The sequence below is a fragment of the Thalassospira marina genome (genome assembly GCF_002844375.1).
Taxonomy (GTDB): Bacteria; Pseudomonadota; Alphaproteobacteria; order Rhodospirillales; family Thalassospiraceae; genus Thalassospira; species Thalassospira marina.
This window is the reverse complement of the sequence record NZ_CP024199.1, coordinates 4,239,581-4,264,734: the sequence shown is the minus strand read 5'-3', so window position 1 is coordinate 4,264,734 and position 25,154 is coordinate 4,239,581. Positions and strand designations below refer to the sequence as shown.

23 protein-coding genes and 1 tRNA gene are annotated in these 25,154 nt (G+C 55.1%); 17 read left to right on the top strand and 7 right to left on the bottom strand.

Annotated elements, in window-relative coordinates:
- Positions 1 to 13: 13 nt before the first annotated feature.
- Entirely contained in the window at positions 14 to 916 is a 903-nt protein-coding gene (locus CSC3H3_RS19380; protein ID WP_101285897.1) for a DMT family transporter, read from the bottom strand.
- 82 nt (positions 917 to 998) lie between these two features.
- Here CSC3H3_RS19380 and CSC3H3_RS19375 point away from each other — a divergent pair, with 82 nt between their 5' ends.
- Positions 999 to 1,694 (top strand): ArsR/SmtB family transcription factor, encoded by a 696-nt coding sequence (locus CSC3H3_RS19375; RefSeq protein WP_101285896.1) that lies wholly within the window; start codon positions 999 to 1,001, stop codon positions 1,692 to 1,694.
- Here the strand turns inward: CSC3H3_RS19375 and cobB are convergent.
- From cobB to hrcA, 3 genes are all read right to left on the bottom strand, one after another.
- Positions 1,661 to 2,422 carry a Sir2 family NAD+-dependent deacetylase gene (gene cobB / locus CSC3H3_RS19370; protein ID WP_101285895.1) on the bottom strand — a complete coding sequence of 254 codons (762 nt, stop codon included), beginning with the start codon at positions 2,420 to 2,422 and terminating at the stop codon, positions 1,661 to 1,663. The genes CSC3H3_RS19375 and cobB overlap by 34 nt on opposite strands.
- A gap of 160 nt (positions 2,423 to 2,582) precedes the next feature.
- A complete protein-coding gene (gene grpE / locus CSC3H3_RS19365; RefSeq protein ID WP_101285894.1) occupies positions 2,583 to 3,227 on the bottom strand; it encodes a nucleotide exchange factor GrpE in 645 nt (214 codons plus the stop codon).
- Positions 3,228 to 3,279: 52 nt separating this feature from the next.
- On the bottom strand, positions 3,280 to 4,338 hold the full coding sequence (hrcA, locus tag CSC3H3_RS19360) for a heat-inducible transcriptional repressor HrcA (protein ID WP_101265232.1): 1,059 nt from the start codon (positions 4,336 to 4,338) through the stop codon (positions 3,280 to 3,282).
- Between the two features lie 261 nt (positions 4,339 to 4,599).
- Between hrcA and rph the strand changes: the two genes are divergently transcribed.
- The 14 genes from rph (at position 4,600) to ptsN (ending at position 17,329) form a co-directional block, all read left to right on the top strand.
- Positions 4,600 to 5,316, top strand: coding sequence for a ribonuclease PH (rph, locus tag CSC3H3_RS19350; protein ID WP_101285892.1), 717 nt, complete (start codon positions 4,600 to 4,602; stop codon positions 5,314 to 5,316).
- 73 nt (positions 5,317 to 5,389) lie between these two features.
- Positions 5,390 to 5,986, top strand: coding sequence for an RdgB/HAM1 family non-canonical purine NTP pyrophosphatase (gene rdgB, locus CSC3H3_RS19345; protein WP_101265226.1), 597 nt, complete (start codon positions 5,390 to 5,392; stop codon positions 5,984 to 5,986).
- A gap of 141 nt (positions 5,987 to 6,127) precedes the next feature.
- The gene (gene hemW / locus CSC3H3_RS19340; protein WP_101285891.1) at positions 6,128 to 7,312 is read left to right on the top strand and encodes a radical SAM family heme chaperone HemW; all 1,185 of its coding nucleotides are present in this window, start codon (positions 6,128 to 6,130) and stop codon (positions 7,310 to 7,312) included.
- A 167-nt stretch (positions 7,313 to 7,479) separates the two neighbouring features.
- A tRNA-Leu gene (locus CSC3H3_RS19335) sits at positions 7,480 to 7,566 on the top strand.
- 224 nt (positions 7,567 to 7,790) lie between these two features.
- Positions 7,791 to 8,714 carry a glycosyltransferase family 2 protein gene (locus CSC3H3_RS19330; RefSeq protein WP_157831962.1) on the top strand — a complete coding sequence of 308 codons (924 nt, stop codon included), beginning with the start codon at positions 7,791 to 7,793 and terminating at the stop codon, positions 8,712 to 8,714.
- Complete coding sequence (locus CSC3H3_RS19325) at positions 8,711 to 9,991, top strand: O-antigen ligase family protein (RefSeq protein WP_101285889.1); 1,281 nt, start codon at positions 8,711 to 8,713, stop codon at positions 9,989 to 9,991. The genes CSC3H3_RS19330 and CSC3H3_RS19325 overlap by 4 nt, the downstream gene beginning before the upstream one ends.
- 145 nt (positions 9,992 to 10,136) lie before the next feature.
- Entirely contained in the window at positions 10,137 to 10,748 is a 612-nt protein-coding gene (locus CSC3H3_RS19320) for a ribonuclease D (RefSeq protein ID WP_101285888.1), read from the top strand.
- 121 nt (positions 10,749 to 10,869) lie between these two features.
- Positions 10,870 to 11,862 carry a KpsF/GutQ family sugar-phosphate isomerase gene (locus CSC3H3_RS19315; protein WP_172963451.1) on the top strand — a complete coding sequence of 331 codons (993 nt, stop codon included), beginning with the start codon at positions 10,870 to 10,872 and terminating at the stop codon, positions 11,860 to 11,862.
- 2 nt (positions 11,863 to 11,864) lie between these two features.
- On the top strand, positions 11,865 to 12,575 hold the full coding sequence (gene lptC, locus CSC3H3_RS19310) for an LPS export ABC transporter periplasmic protein LptC (protein ID WP_101265216.1): 711 nt from the start codon (positions 11,865 to 11,867) through the stop codon (positions 12,573 to 12,575).
- The gene (locus CSC3H3_RS19305) at positions 12,572 to 13,441 is read left to right on the top strand and encodes an LptA/OstA family protein (protein WP_101265214.1); all 870 of its coding nucleotides are present in this window, start codon (positions 12,572 to 12,574) and stop codon (positions 13,439 to 13,441) included. Before lptC ends, CSC3H3_RS19305 begins: the two co-directional genes overlap by 4 nt.
- A 68-nt stretch (positions 13,442 to 13,509) precedes the next feature.
- Positions 13,510 to 14,277: an LPS export ABC transporter ATP-binding protein gene (gene lptB / locus CSC3H3_RS19300; RefSeq protein ID WP_101265604.1), complete on the top strand. Its 768-nt coding sequence runs from the start codon at positions 13,510 to 13,512 to the stop codon at positions 14,275 to 14,277.
- A gap of 219 nt (positions 14,278 to 14,496) precedes the next feature.
- The gene (gene rpoN / locus CSC3H3_RS19295) at positions 14,497 to 16,068 is read left to right on the top strand and encodes an RNA polymerase factor sigma-54 (RefSeq protein WP_101285887.1); all 1,572 of its coding nucleotides are present in this window, start codon (positions 14,497 to 14,499) and stop codon (positions 16,066 to 16,068) included.
- Between the two features lie 161 nt (positions 16,069 to 16,229).
- Entirely contained in the window at positions 16,230 to 16,826 is a 597-nt protein-coding gene (hpf, locus tag CSC3H3_RS19290) for a ribosome hibernation-promoting factor, HPF/YfiA family (RefSeq protein WP_101265211.1), read from the top strand.
- A gap of 38 nt (positions 16,827 to 16,864) precedes the next feature.
- On the top strand, positions 16,865 to 17,329 hold the full coding sequence (gene ptsN / locus CSC3H3_RS19285) for a PTS IIA-like nitrogen regulatory protein PtsN (RefSeq protein ID WP_101285886.1): 465 nt from the start codon (positions 16,865 to 16,867) through the stop codon (positions 17,327 to 17,329).
- 256 nt (positions 17,330 to 17,585) lie between these two features.
- Here ptsN and CSC3H3_RS19280 read toward each other — a convergent pair whose 3' ends face one another.
- The 3 genes from CSC3H3_RS19280 to CSC3H3_RS19270 all read right to left on the bottom strand — a co-directional run bounded on the left by CSC3H3_RS19280 (position 17,586) and on the right by CSC3H3_RS19270 (position 22,458).
- Entirely contained in the window at positions 17,586 to 19,157 is a 1,572-nt protein-coding gene (locus CSC3H3_RS19280) for an AmpG family muropeptide MFS transporter (protein ID WP_101285885.1), read from the bottom strand.
- 175 nt (positions 19,158 to 19,332) lie between these two features.
- On the bottom strand, positions 19,333 to 21,153 hold the full coding sequence (typA, locus tag CSC3H3_RS19275; RefSeq protein WP_101265205.1) for a translational GTPase TypA: 1,821 nt from the start codon (positions 21,151 to 21,153) through the stop codon (positions 19,333 to 19,335).
- A 309-nt stretch (positions 21,154 to 21,462) separates the two neighbouring features.
- Positions 21,463 to 22,458 (bottom strand): adenosine kinase, encoded by a 996-nt coding sequence (locus tag CSC3H3_RS19270; protein WP_101286334.1) that lies wholly within the window; start codon positions 22,456 to 22,458, stop codon positions 21,463 to 21,465.
- Between the two features lie 639 nt (positions 22,459 to 23,097).
- Between CSC3H3_RS19270 and CSC3H3_RS19265 the strand changes: the two genes are divergently transcribed.
- Together CSC3H3_RS19265 and CSC3H3_RS19260 are read left to right on the top strand one after the other, a co-directional pair.
- Positions 23,098 to 23,541, top strand: coding sequence for a MarR family winged helix-turn-helix transcriptional regulator (locus tag CSC3H3_RS19265; protein WP_101265201.1), 444 nt, complete (start codon positions 23,098 to 23,100; stop codon positions 23,539 to 23,541).
- A gap of 1 nt (position 23,542) precedes the next feature.
- A complete protein-coding gene (locus CSC3H3_RS19260; protein ID WP_245881189.1) occupies positions 23,543 to 25,063 on the top strand; it encodes a multidrug effflux MFS transporter in 1,521 nt (506 codons plus the stop codon).
- Positions 25,064 to 25,154: the final 91 nt, after the last annotated feature.

The following is a 25,154-nucleotide window of genomic DNA, read 5'->3' as shown; positions in this document are numbered from 1 at the left end:
ATAATGGGTTGGGTCAGTGTGTCGGTTTGGCCTTTTCTGGCCAGTTCAGGATGACAACCCCGGCCAGCGCAATGGCAATGCCCGCCAGTGTTCGTGGACCCGGGGTTTCGTGCAGAATGAAAATGCCAAGAAAAACGCCGATTCCGGCCCGTAGATAGCTTTGGCTGACAACCCCCATGGGGCCCAGTGTTTTGACCAGCCGGAAATACAGCATCAACGCCACGCCGGTACAAAAGACCGACAGGATGATGACAGCAGAAATGGCTGATAAGGATGGCCGCAACGCCCAGGGGTGATCGTTAACCAGGCAAAGCGGGATCAGCCAGATTGCCGCCCAGATCATGGTGCCAGCTGCGGTAACGGAAGGGGCAAAGGCAGTGAATTTTTTGCCATAAAGGGCACTGCAGGCATAAAGAAAGGCACCGGTCAAAACGGCCAGTTGCCCCATAAGATGCTGCCCTAAACCATTTAGTGCAGCCGGGCCGACAATAAGGATGACGCCCCCCAGACCCGTTAGGGCCCCGAGAAGCTTTAACCCGTTTATCTGATCGCGGTGGATGAGAAACAGCGAGATGAAAAACAGAAAAACCGGCGATGTCGAATTCAGGACGCTGGCAAGGCCGCTATCGACATATTGCTGGCCCCAGGCAAGGATTGTCCAGGCGCCAATGGAATTGAAAAATGCCTGCACCAGCAGGTGTGCCCAGATTTTCGCATCACGCGGAAAATGCTGTTTTTGTCCGAAAACAATGGCAGTCAAAAAGACCGCGGCAATGCTGACGCGCAAAGCAATCAGTGTAAGGGGCGGAATTTCCGCCACGGCAATTTTGATAAAAATATAGGACGAGCCCCATAACAGGGCCAACATTCCCAATAACAGCAGTTCGCCGATAAAGGCGGTTCGCGACAGGTTCATGGTTTTTCCAGCGACCAAAACTTGTGGTGTTGGCGCCATTATCGCGATTGTTTGACAGGAATGTTTCGATTAGGATCGAACTATGAAAGAAGGACCGGACATTGCCCGTGTGGCAGCACTTATTGGTGATCCGGCGCGGGCAAATATGCTGACCGCGCTGATGTCCGGTCGTGCCTTGACGGCAACCGAGCTGGCACTTGAAGCTGGTGTTACCGCCCAGACGGCCAGTTCACATCTGGCGAAATTGCATGAAGGCGGCATTTTAGCTGCGCGCAAACAGGGGCGGCACCGCTATTTCACCATTGGTAACCCCGATATTGTCGATTTGCTGGAAACTCTGATGGGGATTGCCCAGCGTACAGGCCATAACCGGGTGCGAACAGGCCCGCGTGACCCTGCATTGCGCAAGGCCCGCATTTGTTATGACCATCTGGCGGGTGAAATGGGTGTGACCCTGTTTGAGAAACTGCAACAACATCAAGTGGTTGAATTTGATGATGTTGGCGATATCCGCCTGACCAGGCAGGGTGCCACCTTTATCGAAGGTTTTGGCCTTGATCTGGCGGAAATGCGCCAGCTACGCCGCCCGTTATGCCGCGAATGCCTGGATTGGAGCATGCGGCGTTCACATCTGGCGGGGGCTTTGGGTGCCGGGCTGTTGCAACGTATGCTTGATCTTGGCTGGGCCAGGCGATTAAACGATTCGCGCGTGATCGATTTTACCCCGGCAGGGGAAAAGGCCTTTTACGACCTGTTTTTGGCCCTTCCCAGTAACTGATCGACAAATTCAGGCACGCATTTGGTGGCCGGACCATATAGGGCATGGTCAAACAGGCTGGCCCCGTCGCTGGGCTCAAGGTTGATTTCAAGAGTCTCGGCCTGCGCCTGATGATGGGCAACTTCAACAAACCCCGCCGCAGGATAAACATTGCCCGATGTGCCGATCGATATGAAAAGGCCGCAATTTTCAAGCGCCTGATAGATCCGCTCCATCTCCAGCGGCATTTCCCCAAACCACACCACATGCGGGCGAAGGCCGCCTGTTTTGCCACAGGCCGGGCATGTATCGCCCGCACCCAAATCATCCTGCCAGGGTGAAATGGCATCGCAGTGATTGCAGCGCACTTTTAATAATTCACCATGCATGTGGATCAGGTTTTTGCTGCCTGCGCGACCATGCAGGTCATCGATATTTTGTGTTACCAGCAACACTTCACCGGGCCATTCCTGTTCCAGCCGGACAAGGGCCTGATGCGCTGCATTGGGGATGACGCTGGCATCATGCAGGATTTGGCGCCGGTCATTGTAAAAGGACTGCACCAGTTCCGGATTGGCGATGAAGGCTTCGGGGGTCGCAACCTCGGAAATATCGTATCTGGCCCAAATGCCATCCGGGTCGCGAAAGGTGTGCAAACCGCTTTCGCGCGAAATGCCGGCCCCCGTCAGAATGACAATCGGTGCGGCCTCGTTGCGCAATATCTCGATCAGGGTGCTGGAAATGCTCATGGCTGCTCCGGTCTTTCAAAAATCCGGGCGTAGCTTACAACATTGAAATGCCCCCTCCAATCTGATGTGCCGGTAGAAAGGCCGTCATAAAAGCAGGCAAAAAAAATGGCCCCGGCAAAGTGCGCGGGGCCATTTTGAAAATTAACATCGGGCCGTTTGATCAGGCCGAAGTATCAACATTGCTGCCCGGCTCGGCGCTGGTATCGGGGGCGGCACCCTTGGCAACGCCAACCATGGCCGGGCGCAGAAGGCGACCTTTCAGCACATAACCTGCCTGCATCACCTGGGCGACATGGCCTTCAGGATGTTCAGCACTTGGCATTTCAAAAACAGCCTGGTGTTTGTTCGGGTCAAGCTTTTCGCCCAGCGGCTCCATCTTTTCGATGCCGTTCTGCTCGAACGATTTCAAAAGGGTACGCTCGGTCATTTCAACGCCTTCGATCAGCGTTTTCATCGCTTCATTCTGCTGCGAACCATCGCCAGCAGCCTCAAGGGCGCGGCGCAGGTTATCGCCAACATCAAGCAGGTCGCGTGCGAATTTGGTAATGGCGTAGTTAGCCGAATCCTCGACGTCCTTCTTGGCGCGACGGCGGATATTTTCGGCTTCGGCCGCGGTGCGCAGCAGGCGGTCTTTCAGCTCGGCATTTTCGGCCTGCAGGGCGGCAATCACGTCGTCAGCGCTGCCAGCAGCATCAGCTTGGTCCTGTGCCACGTCTTCCTGTGCGGCTTCCTCGGCGGCGACCTGTTCGGCCGGCGATGCGTTCTGCATTTCTTCTTCGGTGGTGTTTTTTGCGGTTTCCGTCATTGTTGGACTACCTTCATTTGTTGTGTGGCCTGACACGCAGCGCCACATAAAATTAACCAATCAGTCGCCCGACCAGTTTGGCGGTATAGTCGACCAGCGGAATTATGCGGGCATAATTGATCCGCGTCGGTCCGACAACCCCGATTGCGCCGACAATGCTTCCTTCGGCGTTCTGATAGGGCGATATCACCATCGACAAACCCGATCCACCAAACAGCTTGTTTTCGGTCCCGATAAAAATCTGAACCCCTTCCGCTTCCGATGTGACGTCCAGAAGTTCGATCATCTGATCGCGGGCTTCCAGAACGTTAAACAGTCGACGGACGGTTTCAAGCTGCTCGATCGTGGCAATATTCTCCAATAGCTGTGATTGCCCCTTAATGATTAGCGACGAATCCTTAACCCCGCCTGCCCAGGTTGCAATGCCTGCATCAATCAGGCTGGCGGAAAGAACGTCAAGCTCCGTCTGGATGCGTTCGCGTTCGCGTGCGACCAGAAGGCGTGCATCATCAAGTGTTTTTCCAGCTAGCTGCGTATTTAGATAATTCGCCGCTTCTGTCAATGCCGAGGTCGGCATATTGGTTGGCACATCGACAATGCGGTTTTCCACACTGCCATTCTGCGAAACCAGTACAGCCAGTACCTTGCCCGGCGAAAGTGGCACGAATTCGATCTGTTTAAGGCGAAGCCCGTCGGTTTTTGGTGCAACAACCAGACCGGCACAGCGTGACAGACCCGAAAGCATGCTGGTGGCTTCGCCCAGCATTTCATCAAGCGAATAACCCGCGCGTTCGCAGTTTTTCGTCAATTGGTCGCGCTCGGCATTGGGCAGGTCGCCCACCTCCATCAGCGCATTGACAAAAAGGCGTAATCCCTTCTCGCTGGGCAGGCGGCCAGCCGAAATATGCGGTGCAACCAGAAGCCCCTGATCTTCAAGATCGGCCATGACATTGCGCACGGTTGCCGCCGAAAGCTTTTCGGAAAGGCGCCGGGCAATGGTGCGCGATCCGATCGGTTCGCCGGTTTCGACATAGGCATCAACGATCTGACGGAACACCTCGCGGGATCGTTCATTCAGATCACCCAGCATTGTGTTGTCCAAAAGTGCCATTCAAGACCCTGTCAAATACGGTTTTGTGCAATCCTTCGAATTTAGACAGCCCCTTTCGCGGCGTCAATTGCAGGCTGGATGGGGGCAGGGGCCACATATTTGCATCTTTGCAGGCATATGGGCCTGTCGGGGTGATCAAACCGGCAAGAAACCGGGGAAAATGCTGGACCTTTGCAGGTGGGGCCATTAGCTTGGCCGCATTCAGGATCTGGCCTGCCATCCTGCCGGCTGGTTTAATCATTTTCTTACGAGGTTCCCTTTATGCGTCCTTCCGGTCGTTCCCTTGATCAGCTTCGCGACGTCACCATTGAAACCGGTGTCAGCAAATATGCCGAAGGCTCCTGCCTGATTAAATTTGGTGATACGCATGTTCTGTGTACTGCCACGGTCGAAGACAAGGTTCCTGGCTGGATGCGCAATTCGGGCAAGGGCTGGATCACGGCGGAATATGGCATGCTGCCGCGTGCCACCGATTCGCGCATGCAGCGTGAAGCTACTCGCGGCGGCCAGTCCGGCCGTACCCAGGAAATCCAGCGTCTGATCGGGCGTTCCATTCGTGCCGTCACCGACCTTAAGGCGATGGGCGAAATGCAGATGCGCCTGGATTGTGATGTTATCCAGGCTGATGGCGGCACGCGTACGGCGTCAATCACCGGGGCCTATGTTGCGGCCCATCTGGCGTTTCAGGGCGTTCGCCGCCTTGGCCTGATCAAGGAAATTCCGCTGACTCAGGCGGTGGCGGCCATTTCGTGTGGTATTTACAATGATACCCCGGTTCTTGACCTTGATTACGCCGAAGACAGCAATGCCGGTGCCGATGCCAACTTTGTTCTGGCAGGCAATGGCGGCCTTGTTGAAATTCAGGCTACTGCCGAAGATGTGCCGTTTGACCGCGGTGCGTTTGACCAGATGCTTGATCTGGCGCGCAAGGGCTGTGACGAACTGTTTGCCAAACAGCGCGAAGCCCTGGGTTTGTAAAACCCGCAATCGGCATTGCGATGCCGGTTAACGACCCGGATTATCCCTGCACGACAAACCCACAGGCGGGAAAATGGTACGTCGATTTACGGAAAAGAAGCTGGTGATTGCCAGCCATAACAAAGGCAAGATCGTTGAAATTGCCGAACTGCTTGCCCCTTTCGGGATCGATGTGGTGTCGGCAGGCGATCTTGGCCTGCCAGAGCCTGAGGAAACTGAAAATTCCTTTATCGGCAATGCCCAGTTAAAGGCACTGGCAGCGGCCCGTGCGGCAAAGCTTCCCGCCCTTGCCGATGATTCGGGCATGGCTGTGTGGGCGCTTGATGGTGCACCGGGGATCTATTCCGCCCGCTGGGCCGGGCCGGATCGTGATTTTGATATGGCGATGGAAAAGGTCAATACGGCGGTGGGCAACCACCCTGACCGTCGGGCCGATTTCGTATGTGCCCTTTCGCTGGCTTGGCCTGATGACCATGTTGAGAATTTCGAGGGCCGCATTGAAGGCGATCTGGTGTGGCCAAAACGCGGTAAAAACGGTTTTGGTTATGACCCAATGTTCCAGCCGCGTGGTTATGACCAGACCTTTGGTGAAATGCCCGCTGCCAAAAAACATGAAATGAGCCACCGTGCCCGTGCTTTTGACCAGCTTGTGAAAGCCTGTTTCGCATAGGGGCAGGTCGGGGTTTCTCCGCACCCTGCTGGCCGGTTTGGGCACCGTCGGTTGATATCGTCGGTGCCTGAATTTTATAAGGCATACTTTGACGGCTCGACTGTGCCGTGCCTTGCGCAAATTTGAAAGAACGCACCTTAAATGACGTCTGAAACCGTCCCCTTTGGCATTTATATTCACTGGCCGTTTTGCCTGTCGAAATGTCCTTATTGCGATTTCAACAGCCACGTTGCCAGCAATGTTGATCATAAACGCTGGCGGGCGGCGTTGCGCGCCGAACTGGCTGCCGGGGCCGCACGCCACCCGGACCGGGTGGTGGGGTCGGTCTTTTTTGGCGGTGGCACACCTTCATTGATGGACCCGGAAACGGCCGGTGCCCTGATTGCCGATATCCGCACCTATTGGCCGATGACCGATGATGTTGAAATTACGCTGGAGGCCAATCCCGGCACGGTCGAGATTGACCGGTTTTCTGCCTTTGCGGCCAATGGCATCAATCGCGTGTCGCTGGGCATTCAGGCGTTAAATGATCGTGATCTGGAATTTTTGGGCCGTGTTCACAATGCCAGCGAAGCCCGCCGCGCGCTTGATGTTGCCGCTACCGTGTTTGACCGTTTTTCCTTTGATCTGATTTATGCTCGCCCCGAACATGATCCGCAGGCCTGGCGGCGTGAATTGCGTGAAGGGCTGGATATCACCAGGGGGCATATCTCGCTTTATCAGCTGACCATCGAACCGGGCACGCGGTTTTATACCCTTCATCAGCGCGGCGAATTGAAGGTGCCCGGCGAGGATCTGGCCGCCGAGCTTTATGATATCACTCAGGAAGAAACCGAACTGGCAGGTTATCGCTGTTACGAGGTTTCCAACCATGCCCGCCCGGGGCAGGAAAGCCGCCATAACCTGGTTTATTGGCGCTATGGCGATTATCTGGGCATTGGTCCGGGCGCACATGGCCGCGAGGCCGTGGTGGGCAATGATGGCCATATAACGCCCATGGCGGTACGCCGTCACCGTGCGCCTGATATCTGGTTGGACCGGGTCGAAAAGTTGGGCAATGGCACACAGGAAGAAGTCGTTCTTGATAATGGTGAACGCCTGATCGAAATGGTGATGATGGGCCTGCGCCTGAATGAGCCGATTCCCCTGGCCCGGTTTGACCGGATCGGCGGGGCCGGACCACGCGATCTTCTCGATTCCGAACGGCTTGAAACCCTGATCGTGTCGGGTGATTTGATCTGTGATGAACGCGGTTTGCAGGCCACCCGACAGGGCCGCAATCGTCTGAATGCTGTTCTGGGCTACCTTTTTGATCCTGCGGTTTAAGGGGGCGATATCGGGAAATGGCGGATTTGCGTCATTTTTTCGGGGCCGTCAAAAAACTGCAAAAAGAAGCGCAAAAACTTTGAAAAAGTTTGTTGACACTTGTTTGTCAGCGCGTATATTCCGCCCCGTTCCGGACGACAAATCTGGAACAACCAACTAGCCCCTAAGCCCAGGTGGCGGAATTGGTAGACGCGCTGGCTTCAGGTGCCAGTGGCCGCAAGGTCGTGGAAGTTCGAGTCTTCTCCTGGGCACCATACCCCAGTACATCTTTTGATGTACTGGGGTATTGTATTTTCTGGCCTGTTTTTTGGGTGTGCCTGGCCTTCCCTGTTGTTGGATGAGCCTGCCAATCCCTGCCAGTATTACGACCTGTTCGTACTCTCCGATGCGTGGGCATTTTGATATGCCTTTTGTCTTTGCAGTGGCCCGGTGATACCGGTAGAACTGCACAGCGCGAATTTGGCAAATGGGGGCATGGGTGCCAGATATCAGTTATGTTCTGCCGGTTTATAACAAGGCGGCTGTTTTGCCGTTTTTCATCCGGTCCCTGCGCGAACAGAGTGGCGATTTTTCCGCGGAATATATTTTTGTCGATGATGCATCGTCCGATGCCTCGCTTTCTGTTCTGCGTGCGGAAACTGCCGGGCTTGCCCATGTAAAAATCCTTGAAAATACCGAAAATAAAGGCCCCGCTATTCGCCTCAATCAGGGGGCGAAGGCCGCGACTGGCGATTTTCTGGTATTGTTTGATTGCGATGAAGTGATTGCGCCCAATGCGGTTGCAACATTGCTGGGGCTGGCGCGCCGTCATGGTGCCGACATGGTGCATGGCAAATGGCACAAAACCGCCGATGCGATTGCCGATATTCGCCCCCGCGAAATTCCTGCTGAACCAGCGGCACATATTCATACCAATCCGTTCAAACGTGCCCTTGGCAGGGGGCTTATACGCATGACATGGCTGGTGGAACGCAGTTTGTTTGCCAATGCCGGGGGCTGTGACGAACAGGTTTTCATTCAGGACGAATCCCTGCCATTAAGGCTGGCTTCACAGGCGCGCTGCCTTGTCGATACCGATGCGGTGGTTACCTGGGTGCCAGATGAAGGCAGCCATTTGTCGGATAATAAAATTCAGCAGCATCATGATCGCTTCATGACTTTTTATCATTTTCTGCGCCAGCATCCGCAGCTTGATCGCGTCAGCCGCCAGAAACTGGGGCAGAAATGCATTTCGGCAGCCCGCAAGGCCCTGCGTGATGGTTATGCAATGCCGGGTCTGAAAATTCAGATTGCCTATTTTGGCGCCAAGGCAGGGCTGATAAAGGCGGATGGCGCGATGCTTGATGATTTTTATGCTGCCTTTAATTCCATTCCCGCGGTTCGGAGGCCCATTTCACAGTGACGAAATTATCTGCCGCTTTGCCCTATGGTGAAAAAATTGAAAATCGCCTGCGGGGCAGCGCCCTTGTGTTTTTGTGCCTGATTCCGGTGTTTTTGCTGTTTGCGCGCGGTGCTGCCGATGTGGCACTGGTGCTGGTGGCAATATTGTTTTTGGTGCGCAGTACGTTGCGCCGGGATTGGGCCTGGATACGCGAAGCAGATATTTTCGCCCTGTTGGTGGCATTGTTGATGCTGGTTGTGGTGGTCGCCCCACTGGCTGAATTTCCAAGCAAAAGCTTTACCCGCGGGCTGATCTGGGTGCGGTTTGTGGTGTTTTATGCCGCGGCAACACGCTGGGTGATTACTGATCGGTCTGCGGTTCGCACTGTTTGTTATGCCGTTACCGCAACATTGGTACTGGCCGCGTTTGATGCCCTGTATCAGTTCCTGAGCGGCGCGTCATTGCTGACCGGGCAATTGATAACCGAATCTGGACGTTTGACCGGCCCGCTCGACCGGCCGAATATTGGCAGTTATCTTTCGAAACTGGCTTTTGGCGTCATGGCGCTGGCCTTTGTGGCGCGTCAGGCGTTCGGCGATAAAAGGGCTTTTACCCTTGCTGCATTGGTGATGCTGCCGGTTCTGGCGGTTATTTTTCTAAGCGGTGAACGCACTGCCAGCGTTTTAAGCCTTGCCGGTATTGCGGCGGTGGTGATCGGTTTGTTTCTTGTTGGCGGGCGGTCGCGGCTTTTATCGATTGTTATTGGTGTTGCCGGTATTGCCGGGATCGGCCTGTTATTGTCGTTAAGCAGCCGTATCGCCAGCCGTGTGACCGATCTTGGCACCATCATTTCTGATTACGCCGCCTCGATTTACGGGCAACTGGCTCTGATGGGCTGGCGCTTTTTTACCGAGCATCCTCTGACTGGCATTGGCATGGGTAGCTTCGAGCGGGTCTGTAAGGCCGAATTGCCACCAGAATCGTTGGAGTTTGGCTGTTATCCGCATCCGCACAACATTTATATGGAATGGCTTTCCAGCAGTGGTCTGGCCGGTACATTGCCCTGGCTGGTTTTTGTTGCTCTGGTCGTTTGGGCGGGGCTTCGGATGATCCGGGTTGGCAAACAGCAAACCGTGCTGGTTGCCCTTTATCTGGCAACGTTAAATGCCACCCTGTTTCCCTTTGCGGCCACCCAAAGCGCCTTTTCCAACTGGCCGGCCATTCTGGCGTGGATGTCCATTGCCTGTGCGGTTGCGGCACTTCGGGTTTTTAAGGATTCTGAACCCCTTGCCCGTTAGGATAGGCAGGTGCTGGTCGTGATGCCGGGATAGGGGAAAATCGCGGTTTTAATGGTATTATCCGGTGTCAGAAGGTGTCTTTTGCATCGCGGGCGCGGCCTTGCTGTGTTAAGACAGGGCCAAACTTTCTGACCGGAGACGCGCGATGACAAACTACCTCCATCATGGAGATTTGCCCGACGGGCTTGATCTAGGCAAAATTGTTGCAATTGACAGCGAAACGATGGGCCTGAACCCGCATCGTGATCGCCTGTGTGTCGTGCAGCTTTCTGCCGGGGATGGCGATGCCCATCTGGTGAAATTTGATGGTTCGGATTACAGCGCGCCCAACCTCAAAAAAATGCTGGCAGACCCCGAAGTCTTGAAGCTGTTTCATTTCGGCCGGTTTGATATTGCGGTGATGGATGCCTATCTTGGTGTGCGTTGCGCACCGGTATATTGCACCAAAATCGCATCAAAGCTGGTGCGGACTTATACCGATCGCCACGGTCTGAAGGACTTGGTGCGCGAACTGGTTGGTGTTGAAATTTCCAAACAGCAGCAAAGCTCGGATTGGGGGGCTGCAGACCTGTCGCCTGAACAGATTGCCTATGCTGCCAGCGATGTTCTTTATCTGCACAAGATGAAAGAAGAGCTTGATCGCCGTCTGGTGCGTGAAGGCCGCATGGAAACGGCCCAGGCCTGTTTTGATTTCCTGCCGACCCGCGCCAGCCTGGACCTTGCGGGATGGCCAGAATCAGACATCTTTGCCCATTAAGGCTGTGCGGGGTAACCCGCAACGCCGATAGCGCAGTTGGCGCGATGACCCGGTTATTGACACATTTTTGCGCCAGTGAAGCCGGTTGAACCCACAAACGAACCGGTTTGCATCCGGACTGATGACCATAAAGAACGCCATGACAGTTACCGAAGCCGAACAAAAAGACATTGCTGTTGCCCAAAAGGTGCTTGGCATCGAAGCCGCCGCCCTTGAAGAACTTGCACAATCGCTGAATGGCGATTTCTGCCGTGCCATCACCCTGATCGAGGGGCTGAAGGGCCGGCTTGTTGTGACAGGCATGGGCAAAAGCGGGCATATTGCCAAAAAGGTGGCAGCAACCTTTGCCTCGACCGGCACGCCGTCGTTTTTTGTTCATCCGGCCGAGGCCAGCCACGGCGATCTGGGCATGATCGGTCAGGATGATGCGGTGCTGGCGCTGTCCAATTCAGGTGAAACGCCGGAACTTTCGGACATTATCGCCTATACGCGCCGTTTCCATATTCCGCTGATCGGTATGACACGCCGGGCTGAAAGCTCGCTTGGGTCGCAATGCGATTATCCGCTGGTTCTGCCCAACAGCCCCGAAGCCTGCCCGAACCGCCAGGCGCCAACAACATCGACCACGGCCATGCTGGCCCTGGGGGATGCACTGGCAATTGCCCTGATGGAACGTCGTGGCTTTAGCGCCGATGATTTCCGCACTTTCCACCCCGGCGGCAAGCTGGGGCAGCGGTTGTTACGGGTGCGCGAAGTCATGCATGGTGCAGACCAGCTGCCGCTTATTCCGGCGTCTGCCCTGATGTCCGATGCGTTGATGGAAATGACAGGCAAATCCTTTGGCTGTGTAGGTGTCACGGATGAAGCCGCCAAACTGGTTGGTATCGTGACGGACGGTGACCTTCGCCGTCATATGGGCGATGATCTGGTATCGCGCCCGGTGGCCAATGTCATGACCCGCAATCCCAAGGCAATTACTGCTGATCTTTTGGCTGTCGAGGCGCTGGCGATCATGAATGATCGCAGCATTACATCGCTGTTTGTAGTCGATGATCAGGGGCAGCCCTGTGGCCTTGTGCATATTCATGATCTTTTGCGTCTGGGGGTTGCCTGAGCATGAGCGCCGACACCTCAGATACGCCGTCCCCTGAAGCGCCCAAGCCGCGCTCGCGGGACCGTTTGTCCGAAATGCGGCGCGATGTGAAGATCAATCCGGTTCGCCGTAGCGTCGTTTTGATGTTAAAACTGATCCTGCCGATGGTTGCGGCAGCGTTGCTGGCACTGGTGGTTTTGTGGCCGCAGATCGAACAGGTGCAGGAAAGCGGGTTTCACCTTGGCTTTTCCAGCTCGCCCGATGATCTGATGGAAAATGTCGCCATGAGCAATCCGCGCTTTTTTGGCGTGGATGCCAAGCGCCAGCCCTTTACCGTGACGGCAACCGAAGCGGTCGAGCAGCGTAAGGACGGCGAAAGTGCGATGGAGCATGTGTTGCTTGATCGTCCGCAGGCGGATATGACGCTGACGGATGGTAGCTGGGTGGCGTTAACGGCCGATAAGGGACTTTATACGGAAAGCAAAAGCAGGCTTGATCTGAACGGCGCCGTTAACATGTATCACGACAAGGGGTTCGAGATTCATACTGAAAGCGCCGAAATCAAGCTGGGCGACGGCAATGCCAGCGGAAACGACCCGGTAGACGGGCAGGGGCCGTTTGGCACGATTAAATCGGATTCAGGGTTTGAGCTGGAAAATAAGGGGTCGGTTATTCATTTTCTGGGCAAATCCAAACTCAAAGTTTTTGATAAGGCATTGAAAGGGAAATCATGATCAGAACGCCGCGCGGGGGTGGATTTTTATTTGCGGCGACGCTTGTGATTGGGCTGGCCTGTGTTTCGGGGCTGCGCCCGGCATCGGCGGCCTCGCTGGGCCTGACCCAGCAGGGGGCAGGCGGGCTGGATGTGGAATCGGATAATGGTATTGAATGGCGCCGCAACGACAATGTGTTGATTGCGCGCGGCAATGCCTTTGCCCGGCGTGGTGAATCCGAAGTACGCGCCGATGAATTGCGTGCCTTTTATCGCGAAACCAATGGCCAGACCGAAATTTACCGCCTGGAAGCCCATGGTCATGTGAAGCTTTCGACCAACACCGATGCCGCCACTGGCGATCTGGCGATTTACGATATCGACCAGTCCGTTGTGGTGCTGACCGGCAAGAATTTGAAATATACCACCCCGACGGAAAGCCTGACCGCCAAGGACAGCCTGGAATATTGGGAAGCCAAACGCATGGCGGTGGCCCGTGGAGATGCTGTTGCGACCTCGGAAGGGCGCAAGCTGAAGGCGGATGTTTTGAGCGCGCGTTTTACCCAGTCGGCCAAGGGTGACAACCAGCTTGAACGCATCGATGGTTATGGTCATGTCACCATTGAAACCCCGACCGATTATGTGGTTGGGGATCAAGGTGTTTATGACGCGAAAACGGGTATCGCCACCCTGACCGGATCGGTTAAGATCACGCGCGGCAAAAACCAGCTTAATGGTGATCGTGCCGTGGTTGACCTGAAAACCGGTATCAGCCGCCTGATGGCGGATGGCAAGGGCGATGGCAAATCACGGGTGCGGGGTTTGCTGGTACCTGAAAGCGAAAATAAATCGAAAACCGGTGGCAAAGCTGCTGGTAAAACAAACTGACGAAGGGTCGGATCGTGTTCTGGTCTCGGAAAAGCACAAAAAATAGCGGTGTGAATGCACCCATTGTCATGCCGGATGCCGATGTAACGGGCGGTCCGCGACTGGTAAGTGCGAATAAGGGACTGGTGGCACATAATCTGGGCAAAAGCTTTAAAAAGCGCCCGGTTCTGAAGGATGTTTCGATCTCGGTCCAGCGCGGTGAGGCTGTTGGTCTTCTGGGGCCGAACGGGGCCGGTAAAACCACCAGCTTTTATATCATCACCGGGCTGATTTCCCCTGATCGCGGCACAATCTCGCTTGATGGCAACGACATCACCATGATGCCGATGTATCAGCGTGCGCGCATGGGGATTGGCTATCTGCCGCAGGAAGCCTCGATTTTTCGGGGTATGACGGTGGAGCAGAATATCATGGCCGTGCTTGAGGTGATTGAAGGCGACCGCATCAAGCGCGAACAGAACCTGGAAGACCTGCTGGCTGAATTTGCCATCGAGCATTTGCGCCGCACGCCGGCCCTGGCCCTGTCGGGTGGGGAACGGCGCCGTTGCGAAATCGCCCGTGCACTGGCGGCACATCCCAATTTTGTCCTGCTTGACGAACCGCTGGCCGGTATTGACCCGATTGCCGTTGGCGATATTCGCGATCTGGTGCGTCACCTCAAGGATCGTGGCATTGGCGTACTGATTACCGATCACAATGTGCGCGAGACCCTCGACATTATTGATCGGGCCTATATTCTGCATGATGGTCGGGTATTGATGGAAGGCGGTCCGGACGAGATCGTTCGCAATGTCGATGTCCGCCGCGTCTATCTGGGTGACAGATTCAGCCTTTAAACTTCAAATCATTTGATTATTTGGCTGTTCCTGTCTTTTTCGGACTGATAACAATTGTTTGGATGAATACCCGTGTATCTGGAAGGATGCTTCACGGACAGGTTGTTTCGTCACTGGGGTTTGCAGAACGGATACCGCATCGTAAAAGAAATGCGGACCAAATAGAAAGGCGAGGCAAGGAAATGGGGGAAAGCGGATTGATACGGGGTAGGTTCTGATATGGCCCTGAAGGCAAGGCTTGATCTTCGTCAGTCTCAGTCTCTTGTCATGACGCCGCAATTGCAGCAGGCGATCAAACTGTTGCAATTTAACAATATCGAGCTTTCCAACTTCATCGACAGCGAACTTCTGGAAAACCCCCTTCTTGAACGGGCGGAACCGGGCCAAACCTTTGCCGAAAGCGGTGATGATGCCGTTGGTAATGGTGAACAGGGCCTGGATGCCCGCGCGATTGACGATTTCCGTGACCGCGAAGATTTCCGCGGTACTGACCGCCTGGCCAGCAGCGATAGTATGGGGGCGGAAACCAGTGGTCCGCTCGATTGTGCCAGTGATGCCCTTTACGATGGCGAAGGCGAAATCACGCCTGATGGTGCCCCAGTCGGGGCCAACCATGATTATTCGCTGCCTTATGGTGGCGGGGGCGGCATGGGCGGTGGCGATGGCGATGACCTGCCGGGGCTGGAACAGACCCTGGCCGATACCGTCACCCTGCGCCAAAGCCTTGATGACCAGCTCAACCTTGCCTTTGCATCACCGGTGATGCGCATGATCGGCAGCTATCTGATCGATATGCTTGATGACAACGGTTATGTCAGTGGCGATCTTGGCGAAGTATCCGAAGCACTTGGCTGTACTCCGGCCGAGGTCGATGCGGTTTTACGCCGGATGCAGGGATTTGAGCCGGTCGGCATTTTTGCCCGTAATCTGGCGGAATGCCTGGAACTGCAATTGCGCGACCGTAACCGGTTTGACCCGGCGATGGCGGCCCTTCTTAATAATCTGGAATTGCTGGCGCGGCGCGAATTTGACCGCCTGCGCCGGATTTGCGGTGTCGATGCCGATGACCTGGCCGACATGATCGCCGAGATTCGCACCCTGGACCCGCGTCCGGGCCGCACCAGTGACGGTGAACCGGCCTCGCCGGTTATTCCCGATGTACTGGTGCGCGCCGGATCATCAGGCAACTGGATAATCGAGTTAAATAGTGATGCCCTGCCGCGTGTTCTGGTGAACGAGGAATATGCTGCCGAAATCAGCACCGGGATTCGCGGGCGCGAGGAAAAAACTTTTGTGAACGAGCGGTTGCAGAACGCCAACTGGTTGGTCAAGGCGCTGCATCAGCGCGCGACCACGATTCTCAAGGTGGCCTCCGAGATTATTCGCCAGCAGGACGGGTTCTTCAATTATGGGGTTTCACACCTGCGCCCCCTGATTCTGCGCGACATTGCCGAAGCGATCAGCATGCATGAAAGCACGGTATCGCGGGTGACAAACGGCAAATTCATGGCCACCCCGCGCGGTATATTCGAGCTGAAATACTTCTTCACCACGGCAATTTCATCGGCGGATGGCGGTGATTCCTATTCGTCGGAATCGGTTCGTCACCGGATCAAGTCATTGATAGACGGGGAAAATCCGAAAAAAATCCTCTCGGATGATAAACTTGTCGAGCTTCTGCAAAAGGAAGGGATCGACATTGCCCGGCGAACAGTGGCAAAATACCGTGAGGCAATGCGGATTCCGTCGTCAGTCCAAAGGCGGCGCGAGAAAAAAGCACAGGCCCGATAGGTGTCTGATGCCGATAAACAATGCCTAAAGTATTGAAACATATTGGTGAATACCCAAATGTTGACTTGGCATTGGCGACGGAATATGGTGCCGCCACCTGATTGAGGGGCACCGTCGTTCGCAGATGTACTGGAAGTCACTCAACTGGGGATAGGCGATCCATGCAGATTACAGTTATTGGCAAGCAACTTGACGTAGGCAGCGCTTTGCGTGAACACGTCGTCGAGACCTTGGACCTTGCGGTAGAGAAATATTTCGATCATGCGATCGAGGCCACGGTAACGATTACCAAACAGGCGCATCTTTATCACACACAGATATCGGTCCATGTCGGCAAAGGCATGCTGGTTCAGGCAAAAGCATCGGCTGACGAGGTTTATCCGGCCTTTGATGCAGCTTGCGACAAGGTGGCAAAACGTTTGCGTCGGTATAAACGGCGTTTGCGCGACCATCATACGAACCGTGATCAGTATGAAGATGCCTTGATGGATGCACGTCATTACGTGATCCAGCAGGAAGATGAAGATCATTCTGATGACGATCATGCAAAGGGGTATGACCCGCTGATCGTTGCAGAAACACCTGATCGCATCGACACGCTCTCTGTAGGTGAGGCGGTCATGCGTCTCGATTTGGGGGATATTCCGGCGCTTATGTTCCGGAATGGCAAACATGGCGGATTGAACGTCGTGTATCGTCGGGCCGATGGTAACATTGGCTGGCTTGACCCGGCTGATGAAAAAGCTGGCGCAGCCTGACGGACGCGACCTCTGGTCCAAACAACGCAACGCGAAAGATGGACATTTCAACAATTCTCTCCCCGGCAGGGGTTATTCCGGCATTGCGTTCCGGCGCCAAGAAGGCTGTTCTCGAAGAACTCGCAGAGAAAGCCGCCGAGGTTACGGGACGTGACGCAGGGCAGATTTTCTCTGTTTTGCTTGATCGTGAAAAGCTGGGCAGCACCGGTGTCGGTGGTGGTGTAGCAATTCCGCACGGCAAATTGGGCGATCTGGACCGGCTCTATATGGTTTTTGCCCGGGCACAGAACCCGATCGAATTTGATGCTGTTGATGAACAGCCGGTCGATCTGTTTTGCATGCTCGTCGCACCCGAAGAAGCCGGTGCCGACCATTTGAAGGCTTTGGCGCGTATCTCGCGGTTGCTGCGCAATCAGGGTATGTGCGAGAAGCTGCGCGGGGCTGCATCTGCCGATGCAATCTATGCGTTGTTGACCCAGGATGAAGCCGAACAGGCTGCCTGAAAGATTTAACATACTGGTTCACCCGGATGACAAAACCCCGCCGCATCCGGCGGGGTTTTTTGTTGGTTGGAGGCTGGATAACGTTGATGGCCTGGGTCGACCGTTGTTTTGGTCTTTGACGATGGGTTCAGCAAAAGCCCCTTCTGGCCTGTCGTTGAGCTCAAACCCTGATAGTTGCGCCGTTGTGAGATGGCGGTGTTGCCCATGCGGATCGCGCTGGGGCTGGTAATGTGAACATCACAGTAACAACAGGCGCTCAGCCGCCTTTGGTGCGGGCTGGTGCGGGTTTGGGGTGTTCAACATCGGTCAGGCGGCCAGCCAGCACCACAAGCAGCAATACCGGCAATCCCATAATTGCCGTGCCGATGAAAAAGGCCTGATAGCCAACCGCGTCGACCACCGTGCCGGAAAAACCGGCAATGACCTTGGGAAACAGGGTCATGATCGAACTGAAAATGGCATATTGCATGGCCGTGAAGGAAATATTCGTCAGCCCCGAAAGATAGGCGATAAAGGCCGCCGTTGCGAGGCCGCCCGAAAGGTTATCGGCCATGATGACAACGGCAAACATCACTGTATTGGCGGGAAGCTGCGCCATGATGGCAAACAGGATATTGGTGATGGCGGAAAGCAGCGCGCCCAAAAACAGCACCCGGATTACACCATAGCGAACTGACAGCACCCCACCCAGAAAACTGCCGGCAATGGTCATGAACAGGCCAAAGGTTTTGGAAACGGCGGCGATTTCTTCCTTGGAAAATCCGATATCGGTATAAAACACATTTGCCATTACACCCATGACGATATCGGCAATACGATAAAAGCCAATCAGGGCCAGTACGACGATGGCAACCTTGCCATATCGATCCACAAAATCCTTTACCGGTGCGATATAGGTTTCGCGCACCATTTCACGCGGGGTAATGCCCATCAGGGTGGTCAGCCAGGCCACACCAACGGCAAACAGCACTGCAATGGCAAGCTGCAGGCTGCCGGTCAAAAAGCCTGCCAGTTCCTTGGTCATGCCATCGGCAATGAAGGTATCTTTCAGCGGCGCAACCACATTGCCTGCCCAGATATTGGCGGCGATAAAGGCAATGATGGTCAGCGCAAACATTGCCAGAAAGCGGATATAATCGCTGGTCTGGTGAAAATATTTGCTGTCTTTGCGGGTGACTTCGGGTTCGCTGATCAGAAGGGTGGTTAAAACCCCCACACACATTGCCAGCGCCATACAGCCATAGGCAACCCGCCAGGCAAGCGGCATATAGGTGCCATCTCCCTCGACCAGGGCGGCAATGGTCAGTGCGCCCGCACCCGCGACAATCATGCCAATGCGGTAGCCCGCAATATAGGCCGAGCTCATCATCGCCTGTAAATCGGTATCGACCGCTTCGATACGATAGGCATCAATGACGATATCCTGGGTGGCCGAGGAAAAACCAAGGGCCACGGCGGCAAAGGCCATCATGGTCAGGTGTTGGGCCGGGTCGGTCAGGCCCATCCACAGGATGGAAACAATGATCGCCGTCTGTGCAACAATCAGCCAGCTTCGCCGCCGTCCCAGCGTGGCATGCAGGCCGGGCAGGGGCAGGCGGTCAATCAGTGGCGCCCAGACAAATTTGAAGGAATAACCAAGGGCAGCCCAACTGAAATAGGTAACAGTGGCACGTTCGACCCCGGCTTCACGCAGCCAGATCGACAGGGTCGAAAAAATCAGCAAAATGGGAATCCCGGCGGAAAATCCCAAAAACAGCATGGTAATAACCCGCCCATTGGTCAGGGCCATAAAGGCCTCGCCCCAACTGCGTTTGGTATGGTTATTCATTCTTCCCCCTGATAATCCGCCTGGTTGCGCGCGATTGCCGACCTTATGGTGTTATCGGTTAAAGAATGCCCAAAGGGGACAGGCATTTCAGCCAAAAAACCGTTCTGGCAAAGCAAAAGGGCCAGTCATGTGACCGGCCCTTTCGATTATCTCGGAATTTAAAAACGCGAATGGATTATGCGTTTTCAGATTCTTTCTTGCGGCTTTCGCGTTTGCGCACGTTCGGATCAAGGTGCAGCTTGCGAATGCGGATGTTTTTCGGGGTCACTTCGACCAGTTCGTCGTCCTGGATGTAAGACAGGGCTTCTTCCAGGCTCATGCGGCGCGGCGGGGTCAGCAGGATGGCATCATCCTTGCCCGATGCACGAACGTTGGTCAGCTTCTTGCCCTTGAGGATGTTTACTTCGAGGTCGTTGTCACGGTTATGTTCGCCAATGACCATGCCCTGGTAAACACGTTCGCCCGGCTCGATAAACATGATACCGCGATCTTCCAGACCCCAGATGGCATAGGCAACAGCATCGCCCTGGTCATTCGAGATCAGCGCACCGTTACGGCGGCCAGCAATGCTGCCCTTAACAGGACCATAGGAATGGAACACGCGGTTCATAACGCCGGTACCGCGGGTATCGGTCAGGAATTCACCGTGATAGCCAATCAGGCCACGCGACGGGGCAACAAACAGAATACGGGTCTTGCCGCCACCAGATGACCGCATGTCGGTCATTTCGGCTTTGCGCAGGCTCATTTTCTCAACGACGGAACCGGCAAATTCTTCGTCCACGTCAACCTGGACTTCTTCAAACGGTTCGGACAGAACGCCGTCAACTTCCTTGAACAGAACGCGCGGACGCGAGATCGACAGCTCGAAGCCTTCACGACGCATGGTTTCGACCAGAACGCCAAGCTGCAATTCACCACGGCCAGCAACTTCGAAGGCATCCTTGTCTTCGGTTTCGGCAATTTTAATGGCGATGTTGCCTTCGGCTTCGCGTTCCAGACGCGCACGGATCATACGCGAGGTAACCTTGTCACCTTCCTGGCCAGCCAGCGGCGAGTTGTTGACCGAGAAGGTCATTGCCAGCGTGGGCGGATCAATCGGCTGGCTTGCAATCGCGAGTTTGACTTCGGATGCGCAAATGGTGTCTGCCACGGTGGCGTCCGTCAGGCCGGCAATCGCGATGATATCGCCCGCTTCGGCTTCTTCCTGCGGGACACGTTCCAGACCACGGAAACCCATCAGTTTGGACAGACGGCCGGTTTCAACGGTGCCATCACCACGCAGAACCTTAACAGGCATGTTCAGTTTGGCGCGGCCCTGTGCGATACGGCCGGTCAGAATACGACCCAGGAAGTTGTCGGCATGCAGCATGGTTGCGATCATGGCAAACGGTGCGTCAACTTCGGCTTTCGGGGCCGGAACATAATCGAGAACCAGATCCATCAGCGGGGTCAGGTTTTCTTTCGGACCTTCGGGGTTTTCAGCCGCCCAGCCATCACGACCCGATGCATAAAGAACCGGGAAATCAAGCTGTTCTTCGTTGGCTTCAAGCGATACGAACAGGTCGAAAATTTCATCGAGTACTTCTTCAGCGCGCTGGTCCGGACGGTCGATCTTGTTGATGATCACGATCGGCTTCAGACCCAGCTTCAGGGCTTTACCCAGAACGAATTTGGTCTGCGGCATCGGGCCTTCGGCTGAGTCAACCAGTAGAACAACGCCGTCAACCATGGACAGAATACGTTCAACTTCACCACCAAAGTCGGCGTGGCCCGGGGTATCAACGATGTTGATGCGGGTGTCGCCCCACTGGATGGCGGTCGGCTTTGCCATAATGGTAATGCCGCGTTCACGTTCGAGGTCGTTGCTGTCCATGGCGCGCTCATCAACGCGCTGGTTGTCACGGTAAACGCCGGATTGGCGGAACATGGAGTCAACCAGGGTCGTCTTGCCGTGGTCAACGTGGGCGATAATGGCGATATTGCGCAAGTTCATGGGCGCGGACTCCGTATAACATGCCGCGCGCCGGTCGTGCCGCCGCATCGGTCAGAAACAAGATTGGACGATATATATATGGTGAAGGCGGAGTGCTGCTCGCGGGTCGTGCGGCGCATCACCTGCCTTGCAAATGCCAGAGTGCTTGATTTTTTAAAAATACAACACAGACGCCGGGTACATGCGCTATTGGCCGCAGATTGTCAATGCTTTGCAACTGCGAAATGGCAGCCATGCGTCTATTAACGGCGTGTTTCTGCGGGACAGCACCATTGTTGCTGTCCCGTGAAATTTTGTATTCGCAATTGCTTAGGCCGGAATGGCGTCCTTGCACAGCACTTTCAGGTCGGCATCCGGGCGTGCGCCCATATGGGAAATGATTTCAGCCGCACAGATCGATCCCAGCCGTCCGCAGGTCGCCAGATCATAACCCTGGGTGTAACCAAACAGGAATCCGGATGCAAACAGGTCGCCAGCACCGGTGGTATCAACAACCTTGCTGACCGGTTCGGCAGCAACTTCGATAACCGTATCGCCCGAAACAATCACCGAACCCTTTTCGCTGCGGGTCAGTGCGGCGACCTTGCAGTGGCGGCGCACTTCAGCCAGGGCCTCGTCAAAGGTTTCGACTTCATAAAGCGATTTGATTTCGTCTTCATTGGCAAAAAGAATGTCGACGTGATTATGCACCAGATCGCGGAAGGATTCACGATGACGATCAACGCAGAAGGAATCAGAAAGCGTGATCGATACCTGTCGACCGGCTTCATGGGCGATCTTTGCTGCCAGGACAAAGGCTTCCTTGGCTTCGTCCCGGTCCCACAGATAGCCTTCCATATATGTCACCTTGGCTGATTTGATCAGCTCGGCATCAATATCATTCGGGCCCAGTTCGGTGCAGGCGCCAAGGAAGGTATTCATGGTGCGGTGCCCGTCCGGTGTGACGAAAATCAGGCAGCGCGCGGTCGATGACCCTTCGCTTGCAGCAGCGGTATCAAAGCTGACGCCAATGGCGCGGATGTCATGGCGAAAAACGGTGCCGAGCTGGTCATCACGGACCTTGCCAATATAGGACCCCTTGCCACCAAGGGCGGCGATCCCGGCCATGGTGTTGCCTGCCGAACCGCCCGACATTTCAATGCCCGGGCCCATTTCACCGTAAAGGGCGTCGGCACGGTCGGAATCAATCAGGGTCATTGCGTTTTTGACCAGTTCAAGACGGGAAAGGTCGTCTTCGGTGCAATGGGTCAAAACATCAACAATGGCATTGCCGATTCCAACGACATCTACGGTGGGTTCGCTCATTTGGGATTCCTGCTGGTTGGGTAACGGGCCGGCAATATCGCCGGGCAATTTGGGCGGCAGTATAATCGTTCGTTCCTGCCACGCAAGTTTTGCGACCGTTACACAGACGGTTGTTTTCTCGAATTTAAAATGAATTTTGAACTGCATATGCAGTTTTTCAGGCGCAAAGACGATGCCGATGCGTTCGGACAATTTCCCAAGCAAAACTAATCTACTGCCCGACGCTGTGGGGATTTCACTGTGGCAATTCGGCCACGGTGCCCATTTCGCCGGTTTTAAAGGGCGCAGAAACGCTGGTGTTGCCCGGCCTTGTCCGCATTCGTTGTCCACTGCCTGCCACGCTGGCACCTGCTAATCGCGGTTCAAATTTTGGCCGTTTTTATACCGGATAAGCAGTTTAGGGAGTTTCTGATGCGAAAAAATCGCCCTGTTTTCGCCGAATTCGGTGCATTTTCATTCCACGCAAACCGGTTTGTTTGTGAATAGATATTTTTAAAAAATCTTAAATTTTTCAACAATAAGTTCATTCAAAAGTCATTATATACCGATAAATCGCAAGACATATGCCTTTCATTGACATATCATTACTTTTGATCAAAATAAATGATATATCATCTAAATAAGTGATCGTTGATACCGATGTCCCAAAATCCACCCAAATCTGCCTTTGGTCCGATGCTGGCGCAGGCCGCCCGGCAATGGCGCCGGTCGGTTGATCAGGGCCTGCAACCCTTTGGCCTGACCGAGGCGACCTGGCTGCCTCTCGTGCATTTATCCCGTGCGCCCGAACCCTTGCGGCAAAAACAGCTTGCCGAAGCGCTGATGCTTGATGGATCTGCCGTGGTTCGGCTTTTGGACTGTTTGCAAAAGGACGGCCTGATTGAGCGGCGGGAAGAAGAACAGGACCGTCGCGCCAAGGCCATTGTTCTGACCGATGCTGGCCGGGAAATGGTTGCGCGGGTGGAACAGGCCGCAGCAGATGTGCGCGATCATGCTCTTGCGGGCATCAGCCTGGATGATATGGCAACCACTATGCGGGTTCTCTCTGTCGTCAGCGAGCGGACCCGAAACGGATTATCCTGATATGTCCCCATTATCATCTGCGCCTTTATCCACCGGCACGGGTGCCCCTGACCGCGAAAACAGCGACAATTCTGGCGGCGAAACGTTTGCTGACCCGGTTGATGGTCCTGCCAGTAGCGCGGGGCAGGCCGATATTGCCAATAACGCAAATGGTCTGCCCGATTTCGTAGCGCCGAACGTCGAGGTATCCGCGGAACATAACGCTGGCAAGGTGTCAGCCCAGCAATCTGAAAATGCCGAACCCGCGAAATCCGGTTCATCGTCGGGCGTGGTTGGTCGGGGCTTAAACCGCCAGGCGAATATGGCTTCTGCGTCCCCGGCAACGTCTGGCCCGGTTGGCAAAATTGCTGCCCCGTTATGGTTGCTGGCGCTGGTCACCTTTAGTGGCACGCTGGCTATGCATATCTTTGTGCCGGCATTGCCCTTGGCGGCAACCGGGTTGAATGCGGCACCTGGTGCCATGCAGTTAACCATCAGCATCTATATATTGGGGCTTGCTGTCGGGCAGTTGTTATACGGGCCGATATCCGATCGTTTCGGACGGCGGCCAACATTAATGTTTGGCCTGTCGCTATATACAATTGCCGGTGTCGGCGCCGTATTGGCCCCCGAGGTAAACTGGCTGATTGCCGCCCGCCTGTTTCAGGCGCTGGGTGGCTGTGCCGGGCTGGTATTGGGCCGTGCGATTGTGCGTGATACCTGCGTCCCGACCGAGGCGACCCGGCGACTGGCCCTGATGAATTTAATGGTTACCCTTGGTCCCGGTTTTGCGCCGCTATTGGGTGGGTTGATGGCAGGCGAGCTTGGCTGGCGCTCCGTGCTGGTGTTTCTGTGTGTACTGGGCGTGGTCAATATCGTGCTGACCTGGCGGTTATTGCCTGAAACTGGCGGCAATGCTGTTGCCAGTTCGGGGCTGGCTGTTGTGCGCAATTATTTCAGCCTGCTGCGTTCGCCCTCTTTTCTGGGTTATGCCATTGGGGGTGGCTGCGCAACGACGGCGATGTATGCCTTTATCGGGGCGGCCCCCTTTATTTTTGTTCATCAGCTAAACCGTCCGACCGAAGAAGTTGGCCCTTATCTGGCGGTGCTGATTCTTGGTGTCTGGTTTGGCAGCCTTCTTGCGGGCCGATTGATCCGTCATGTCCCTTTGCGCCGTTTGCTGGTCGTGGCCAATCTGGTTAGTGCGGCATCGGCGTTTGGTCTGCTGGCTGTCGTGCTAAGCGGTCATTTATCGGTGTTTGCCGCGGTCGGGCTGATGTTTCTTTTCACGCTGGGCGCTGGTACGGCATCACCCGCTGCTCTCACCGAGGCAATCAGCGTTAACCCACAGGTGATCGGTTCGGCATCGGGGCTTTATGGCAGTGCGCAAATGGCGATTGGTGCCATATGCACCGCATTGGCCGGGTTGGGCGATAATCCTGCCCTTGCTGCTGCCAGTGTTCTGGCTGCTGCTGGCATCATTTCGCAACTTTCCTTCTGGATTGCTCTGCGTTTTGCCCCCGCCCGCGCCGCTGAAACCTGATTGCGGCGAACAGGTTCAGGCCATGCTGATTTTTGAAGGGGTAAGTTTCTGCTTTCTGCTGGCGTACATCACGTAAGCAGAAAGGCATTTA